Annotated in this window: 7 protein-coding genes; 6 read left to right on the top strand and 1 reads right to left on the bottom strand. The window is 49.6% G+C overall.

Features of this window, described 5'->3' with window-relative positions; genetic code table 11:
• The 3 genes from VMT62_09400 to VMT62_09410 form a co-directional block, all read left to right on the top strand.
• The coding region (locus tag VMT62_09400) for a hypothetical protein (protein ID HVN96632.1) at positions 1 to 500 on the top strand (500 nt) is incomplete at its 5' end.
• 386 nt (positions 501 to 886) lie between these two features.
• Positions 887 to 1,306 carry a UPF0158 family protein gene (locus VMT62_09405; protein HVN96633.1) on the top strand — a complete coding sequence of 140 codons (420 nt, stop codon included), beginning with the start codon at positions 887 to 889 and terminating at the stop codon, positions 1,304 to 1,306.
• 82 nt (positions 1,307 to 1,388) lie between these two features.
• Positions 1,389 to 1,922 carry an ORF6N domain-containing protein gene (locus VMT62_09410; protein HVN96634.1) on the top strand — a complete coding sequence of 178 codons (534 nt, stop codon included), beginning with the start codon at positions 1,389 to 1,391 and terminating at the stop codon, positions 1,920 to 1,922.
• A gap of 114 nt (positions 1,923 to 2,036) precedes the next feature.
• Here the strand turns inward: VMT62_09410 and VMT62_09415 are convergent, their stop codons facing one another.
• On the bottom strand, positions 2,037 to 4,829 hold the full coding sequence (locus VMT62_09415) for a TM0106 family RecB-like putative nuclease (protein ID HVN96635.1): 2,793 nt from the start codon (positions 4,827 to 4,829) through the stop codon (positions 2,037 to 2,039).
• A gap of 301 nt (positions 4,830 to 5,130) precedes the next feature.
• On the opposite strand from VMT62_09415, the gene VMT62_09420 reads away from it, so the two are divergent.
• The 3 genes from VMT62_09420 to VMT62_09430 all read left to right on the top strand — a co-directional run.
• A complete protein-coding gene (locus tag VMT62_09420; GenBank protein ID HVN96636.1) occupies positions 5,131 to 5,787 on the top strand; it encodes a site-specific integrase in 657 nt (218 codons plus the stop codon).
• Positions 5,756 to 6,646, top strand: coding sequence for a tyrosine-type recombinase/integrase (locus tag VMT62_09425; protein HVN96637.1), 891 nt, complete (start codon positions 5,756 to 5,758; stop codon positions 6,644 to 6,646). Before VMT62_09420 ends, VMT62_09425 begins: the two co-directional genes overlap by 32 nt.
• A 548-nt stretch (positions 6,647 to 7,194) precedes the next feature.
• The coding region (locus VMT62_09430) for a metallophosphoesterase (GenBank protein HVN96638.1) at positions 7,195 to 7,939 on the top strand (745 nt) is incomplete at its 3' end.

The following is a 7,939-nucleotide window of genomic DNA, read 5'->3' on the forward strand; positions in this document are numbered from 1 at the left end:
AAAAGATCGAATGGACACCAACGTTTCCCGAAATCCAGACAGCCGCTCGGAAGGCACTTGCCATCGAACAGTCACCTTTTTCCCGCGATACCCTAGCTGACTATGCAGGCGCTGTCTGCACCATCTATTCGATGAACGTAGTTCGGTTTCAGAATGAGTGTCTCAAGTCAGCGATAGAGAACGATATGAGATCTCGGAAGTTTGAGACTACGGTGGTGGTAACGGGCAGCGACTATAAGAAGGTTACGTTCAGTACGCAACGAGGTACCGTCCGCTTGAAATGGTCAGAGACTCTCCCCGTGGAGCGTCGCAGGGGCGCCCCGCAATCGGCATTAAAAATCTTGAGAGGCCCCTGCAATTGGATCGACCCCGGAGATGGGTACCTTCCAAAGCCACAAGTGGGCGACTACGCTGTCATAGCCGGAAGACCGGTATTTCCTTATCTTGCTTACGGCACCATCGAGGCCTTGGCCAAGGCAGTCGTAGATGCCGTTTCGTAAGCACCAGGTGCAGCTGGCACACCTGATTCCTTTATGTTCTCTTTCTATTTGAACGAGGCACAGATAGGACCTTTTGGGCAGAAAAATAACATACGGTGCCCTATGTTATTCTTTTTCAAGCTACTAAACGGCCTTGGCCCTGCAAAAAATTGCTTCCTGTAATGCAGCAACGAGCCGCCGTTCGTGGTTCTGCCTCATTTGTGTGGTAATCATGTAACCGATAAAGGCGTGATGCTGTTGATACATGATCATTCTCACACAATGGTCAGGAGGACTCCGCTGACGGTTGAAGCGATGACTCCTCAACAAGGACTACGCATCTCTTCAGGACGTGCCGATTGCGAGTGACCTGCACTGCGTGGTATGGTAAGACTGCTGGAGACAAAATGGCCGGCGTGAAGTTCGGCGATATCGAAAATGCTTTTCTTTTTGTTGGTTCAGCTTCCTATGGTGAGCATGCGGCGTATCTCAACCTCGAGACCGGAGAGATATCCTACCAATCAGAGATGGCGGATATTGACGAGATTGAGGGTCAGGAAGTGGATTGGGATCAGCTGATAGAGATTCCCCATAAGAACGATCTCGGTTTGGGACAGTCGCTCGTCTTTGAATTCGTGGAACGCAGCCTGCCCGATGACTATGGACGGGTTCGCGACATGTTCAAACGAAGAGGAGCCTACAGTCGTTTCAAGGACTTCCTGACAGCGAAGGATTTGTTGGACGACTGGTATGGTTTTGAGCACGAGCGAGAGCAAGCGGCCCTACGATCCTGGTGTGAGGAAAACCACATCCCTTTAGTAGATTAGCAGGCAATATGAGAATGCGAGGAAGGTCGCTGCGCTATGCGCAATTGAAGTCGCATTTTGCGACATCATGAGGGGTTACGACATGTCCAAAAAAATATCTTTGATACCAGCTGAGGCAATCGAAAAAGTAATTCTGGTGATCCGGGATCAGAAAGTCATGCTCGATTCGGATCTGGCGGAGATTTACGGCGTCGAGACTAAACGTCTGAATGAGCAGGTCCGCCGCAACATCGAACGTTTCCCTTCTGATTTTATGTTCCAGCTTACCGCTGAGGAGATGCAAAACTTGAAGTCGCATTTTGCGACATCAAGTTGGGGTGGGCGTCGTAAGCTGCCTTATGCCTTTACCGAACATGGAGCTATCATGGCAGCATCAGTCCTCAGCACGCCGAGAGCCGTGGAGATGAGCGTGTTCGTAGTCCGCGCGTTCGTCCGGCTCCGCACGCTTCTCGCGACGCACAAGGAACTCGCTGCAAAACTTACCGAGCTGGAGAAAAAGCTCACGGTCCATGATGATCAAATTCGCCTCATCATAGAGGCTATCAAACAACTGATGACACCTCCCGAGTTGCCGAAGAAAAGACCCATCGGCTTTCGCATGCACAAAGACAAATGATGAGATCGACTAATTCAGATAATCTCTGATTGGGCGAAAAGAGCCATCTTGAAACAACATCTCGGTATAGACAAGAATGGACAGGGGAGATAGTGCTGAACAAAGGCATTATCATTAGGCCTCTGTCATTATGTGCGGAGTTCCGCAGAGGCTTATAGCATCATCCTTGCGCCTATGAGCAGGTTGACGGCGCGTGTTTTGCTCACTTAACAGCTTCTCGAAATCGGATATAGTTCTCTGGCCTGACTTGAGGAAGTCCAGAAAATTCAAACCACGATATTCGCAGGTCTGAAAAATGCTGAGGAAAACCAGATGTTCCTCTAATCGCTTCACAGAAATGAGACCGGGTACACTTCTTCTATATTTCGCAAAATGCTTTATGCCATGCTCGGCGTTGTTATTATTCCACGGTACCCCATCCTTATCGAGAAAGGTGAAGAGCCTCTCTTGGTTTCTCATCAATCTCTCCCGGTATTTGATGGCAAACGCGGAGAGATAATCCTGCTCTGTGATCTCCTGGAAAAACCGTTCAACCTTTTGCTTGTGCGCGACAAGGTATTTCCGCTTCAGGCCGTGACGGTTTATTGTATCAACGATAGACCCAAGGAGGCCTCCAAACCTCGTTGACATCTCCCTTAACTCCGCATCGAGAGGATTCTTGAGCAGATCATCATTTATGTCACGGATGAGGTGGATGAGGCATTTCTGCTGTGCGCACGGAAGTGAGTCGTACCCGGAGTAAAAGTCGGATACCAGTACACCGTTAAAGTTGATTAATACGTCTTTCAAGAAGCCCGCCTCTCTCGACGGGCGGTACCGGTAATAGACGCTGCTGCGGGTCGCGAATACCCACACGTAGCCATCAAATCTTCCCGTCTTCGCCTGTGTTTCATCGATCTGGATCAAATCACCCTTCACCATATCCTCTAGAATCTCGTCGTAGGCGCAGCGATATTCCTCCGCGAGGACCCCCCGGTACCGGTGAATGGCCGCCCTGGTGAGCTTTATACCGAATGTCTCCGCCAGCAGTCTCTTGACGGCCTCGAAGCTCAGCCTATAGGTAACATTCAGATGCAGCGCCCAGAGAAAAACATTCCGTCCGAAGCGTGCTGGGTGAAGCTTCTCCGGAGTCGTGATCTTTCGGCACCTGATGCAGCGCAGATTTCCGGTTCGGTATTGGGTGACCCATCGTTTTATGCCGTCTTTCATCCATCGCAAGTCGATAATCCGCCTCTGGTACACAACATGCCGGTAGAAGCGATCATAACCACAATAGGGACAGGCCTCAGGGAACACCACCTGCGTCTGTACGTTCACCTTCGGTTTCCGGGATGCTTTGCTTCGCACCCCCTTCTTGCGCCTCTCAAACGATGGGTTCGTCTTCGGCAGGACCACCTTGGTCTGAAAGTCGAAGTAGGCACAGTCGTTTATCTTTTCAAAATCCGGGATAAGGAAGTGATTCGTACCAAAATAGAACTGGGCTTTTGATGGGAGCCAATCGACCCGTTCAAATCGGCCGGCGTTCGTCTCCATCCGCTCGTGGAGCCTTGCAAGCCAGTTTTTTACAAGGACGAGCGCCTCGCAATCCTCGATATTGTATTGCATAACGAGTTTTTTATAGCGGGTGCGGCCGGTCATTTCCCAGCGCTTTCTCCATACGATGCTCTGGATTCCTGATGCCTTCTTATGACTCCATGTGAATCCGCAGTGCCGTCCTACATCCTTGAGCTCGTTGGTATAGGTCGGCACGTACACGCCCTGGTGAAAATAGGTAAGAAGGTTCACCGCCTGGTCGTTGATGTCGGACAGCACGGATGCGCTGAAACCATGGTCTTTAAAGATCCGCGAAAGAGAGCGCATTTCGTAACTGCCGTAGTGATAGATGCGAGAAGCTGGATGAGCAAGGAGAATCGAAATCAGGTCTTCGAAGATCCGTTTTTCCTCCTCCTTGCCATTTGCCCAGAGCGAGGACCTGGTCTCGCTGTCCCCATTTCTCACCACGATACCGATGAGATAATCGAACTGCTCATCGGGAAGACCTTCGAAATCGAGGTAAATCTCTGTTCCTTGGGAATGAATGTCAGGCACTTGGTAAACAAACGTCTTGTTGTCCTTGACTGCCAGCGCTTTCAGTTCAGGGGAAAACCTTTTTCTTTTCTCCTGCATCGCCTTAAATTTTTTGGGCCGAAAGGCATAGGCGAGTTGGTGAACCGTAAAGATGCCTCTACTAGTCTTTTCCTCTATTTCTCGAGAAGTTAATCCAGTGACGAGACTCAGGTGGTCTTTCTCGGTTAGTCTTTTGAGGCAGTGGGGCGCGTAACAACATATGCGGCAGTGCGAGTGCCTATAGAGCATCGGCTCTTCCATGGTGTTTACGAGCCTCGTCAGTTCCCTTATGAGCTTTTTCACTGTCTTCTGGTGTGTCTCATGCCTGACAACCGTGTGGTTGAACTCCCTGCCGTGGACCATTCTTCCGAGGTCAATCGGCTGTCCAGCCCTATCGAACAGCATCATTCTCATGGCCAGGCCCAATTTATCCTGAACCGTCACCTGTTCCTTGGGAGAAGTCATTATCGCCACCACCTGGAATCGCCCTTTACGTTTACCGGAGCCGAGCATCAGTGCATCAAGGGTAATATGGTACCCATCACCCGCGGCAGATGGCTGGAGGAATAGGTTACGGTCGGGAACGGCAGTTGATTCCAGATGCGATGCTGAGCCAGCGTTCGTATCCGGGCTGAAGCCGGCGGCTTTCATATGATCAACATAAAGCTGCCTGTATCTTTCTGTCTCAATGTGTTGAATGAACCCATATTCCGTGTCCCTGGCTGGACCTTTCAATGCATGCAGGTAAGCCTTGTACTTACAGTTCAGAAAATCTTCGATGATGCTGTCGTCTACGATCATCGTGATATCACTATTACAGGGCCAGGTTTCATGCTTTTCGTTAGCTTACTCAAAATACAGACAGCATCGTGGGGTTGGCCCATTATTCATAATGTAGGGTCCGCTCTTCATGATGGCTACCTATTTGGAATTGTTTGCGCAGCCTTGAAATACAGGCGGGGGACTGTCTATCGTGTTCCGTCATTTCACTTTCGTCAGTGTTGCCTAATTTAACCTGCCGCGAAAGACTCTCTTGCTTTCCCTATCGCATGCAGGCATCATGCAAAAAAACCGACTGAAAGGAGCTGCGATGAAAGAGAACATGCCAGCAAGATGGTGGAGAAAGAAAAAGTTCGCAAGGCCTAGGACGTCGAACAGTTGGCGCACCTTGCCGCGAGCAATTGAGCCGGATGATGTAAACAGATTGCTTCGGAAGAGATTCACCCCGAGGGATAAATGCATGATCCTGATGCTGTTACGATCCGGCATGCGTATTTCTGAGCTACTCGCCCTGAGGCTTGAGGACATCAGCCTCAGGAAACACACGGTAACAATACACGAAAGTGCAAAGACCAGAAACGGAAGAATCACCTACCTGGGCGAGGACGCCTGCAAGGCAGTTCGGAAATGGATGAAAGCACGAAAGGCCAATACAAAATTCCTACTCTACGCGCGTGGCGAGACGAGCATGAGCTATTCAACCGCCCGGTCCAGCTTTGCCAACTGTCTCAGAAGTGCCCGTCTTGTGCGAAAGGGATACACGCTGCATAGTTTGAGGCATACTTTCGCCAGTGAATTGCTGTGTGCCGGAATGCCCCTCGAGTCGCTTCAAATTCTTATGGGCCATTCGGATATTGAGGTAACGCGAAGATACGCGCGACTGACAGACAAGGCACTCGAAAAGGATTACTTCGAGGCCATGAAAATAATTGAAAGGGGTGACATCGATGGATCCTACCGAACTGCTTACCAGATATAGACGTTTTCTGAAGAGAGTAAACTATTCGAAGACCACAGTCAGGAGCTATGCATTCATCGTCCAGGTTTTCCTTGACTGGGTGACCGTGTCGATCAACGAAGTGACCTGTGACGTCATGGGTGAATACGTAGGTTTTCTTCACCACAGAAGGCTGAGACCGCAGACGATAAACAGCTACCTCGACGGGATCAGGAAGTTCTACGACTATCTCACGTTCGAAGAGAGAAAGGGTATCGTCAATCCCGTGAAAAACGAGTATAAGCAGATACTGCCCAAGCCCTTACCGAGGTTTCTTAAGGATCAGGAATTGAAGATACTTTTGCGACACGTCACTCATAAGAGGGATCGTGCGATATTACTGTTGATGCTGCGATCAGGTTTGAGAGTCGGAGAAGTGGCAAATCTCACCTTTCCGGCGATAGACTTCGAAAGAAAAAGTATCCTTGTTCTGAACGGCAAGTTTCGAAAAGATCGGATTGTCTACATGAGCGACGATACAGTTGATGCCCTGCACGCATATATGCAGACGAGGCCGCCATCAAAGGCACGGACGGTGTTCTTGGTTCAGAAAGGCCTTTACCGAGGCAAACCGCTATCGATTCGCGGTATCCAAAAACGAATAGAGAAATATGCGAAGAACACCGGAGTGTCCGTATCATGCCATCGTTTTCGTCACACTATGGCAACACAGTTGTTGAATGCGGATGCAATGCTGCCGACGGTTCAACAGCTTATGGGCCACAGCTGCGTTTCAAGCACCCAGCGGTATGCCAAAATTTCAAATACAAAGGTGAGGCGCGATTACTTCAAGGCAATGGCGATCATACTCGGGGAGCATGGATCAAGGATCAAGGGCTGAGAACGAAGGGCGAAACATAACAATAAAGTGCAGTCGTACGAAGGCCAAGCTCTACTTTTTCCTCTACAGACAGAGGTTCGGTTATTTTATCCCCTCTCCTGTCGAGGATTACCCCGAGTACTGGCGAGCCAACGGCCCAACGCTGCGGTCCTGTCATTTGTGCGCCAAGATCGTCAAGAACTTCTTCCTGGAATCACCAACTTCTCTTTTTCGTATCAGTACACGGTTACACACGGCAATTATGGCGAGGGGTCCTAAAGGAGCGTCCAAGAGGAAGTTTTACTTGACAGGACCTTGCGCAGGTGCAACCATGTGAATAGATCATAACCTCCTTCGCCATTGACGTAACACAAAGCGAACGAGCAGGAGGGCCCCGTGTAGTGGGGATTTATCTGCCAATGCAGGGAAATTGGTCAACGCAACAATTTCCGAGCTCTCAGAAAAGCCACCCGAGTGGGTATATTGTTGTCGAAAGCAGTCGATACAGAAACCACAGCCCAATCAAACCTCACAGCCACAGCCCAAAAGCAATCAACGGGAGGAACAGCATGGGCGACACTATGAAATTCGCGATCGTTTCAGATATGCATTTCGGCTACGATAAATGCGTATTACTAGATGAGGATAAACAAGGCAACATCAGTCGCAGCGACAAATACCGAGAGTTTGCAAAAGCCGTTGGTGAAGACAATGATTACCTTATTGTGGTGGGGGACGTGTTTGACTTTTCCGTTGCAAGTTACGAAAAAGCCTACCGCCACGGCAAAAACTTCTTTGATTGGATAAGGCAAGATAAACTAGTTAAGCTTTCTTCATCAAAGAAGAACAGTTACGGGCCTGTGGTCTACGTGGCCGGCAATCACGACGCGGACGTCTGGCACATTGTTCAACATGAAAGATCGGTCATCAATAGATTCAACCATAAGCCGGCACAGCTTCCAAAAGAGTACCAGCACTCTGTCCCCGGAATACTGGATTTAAGACACGGAAGCCGAGGATTTTGGCTTCGCAACACAACCGTGAATACCGCTCCGGGTGAGGACTCTTATGGTGGGATGTTTCTCGACAATATTACCGATCCCAAAACCGTTTTCTACTTTGCCTATCCAAATCTTTATATCGTGTTCGACGATAGTACCAGTGTTCTGGTTACGCATGGACAGTATCTGGAGAGTTACTGGTCCTTGGCAGGTGAACTTGCCACGAACGTGGCCTATGACAAACTCAAGTTGGGCGGACCCGTGAAGACCCACATGGACCTCGAGAAAATGGTTGAATTCAATTATCCTCTTA

This window comes from Syntrophorhabdaceae bacterium, from assembly GCA_035541755.1.
Lineage (GTDB): Bacteria > Desulfobacterota > Syntrophorhabdia > Syntrophorhabdales > Syntrophorhabdaceae > PNOF01.

Bases quoted from the DNA above. Each gene is read 5' to 3' on its own strand.
- VMT62_09405 (HVN96633.1), top strand. From the start codon at position 887: ATGGCCGGCGTGAAGTTCGGCGATATCGAAAATGCTTTTCTTTTTGTT.
- VMT62_09410 (HVN96634.1), top strand. From the start codon at position 1,389: ATGTCCAAAAAAATATCTTTGATACCAGCTGAGGCAATCGAAAAAGTA.
- VMT62_09415 (HVN96635.1), bottom strand. From the start codon at position 4,829: ATGATCGTAGACGACAGCATCATCGAAGATTTTCTGAACTGTAAGTAC.
- VMT62_09420 (HVN96636.1), top strand. From the start codon at position 5,131: ATGCCAGCAAGATGGTGGAGAAAGAAAAAGTTCGCAAGGCCTAGGACG.
- VMT62_09425 (HVN96637.1), top strand. From the start codon at position 5,756: ATGGATCCTACCGAACTGCTTACCAGATATAGACGTTTTCTGAAGAGA.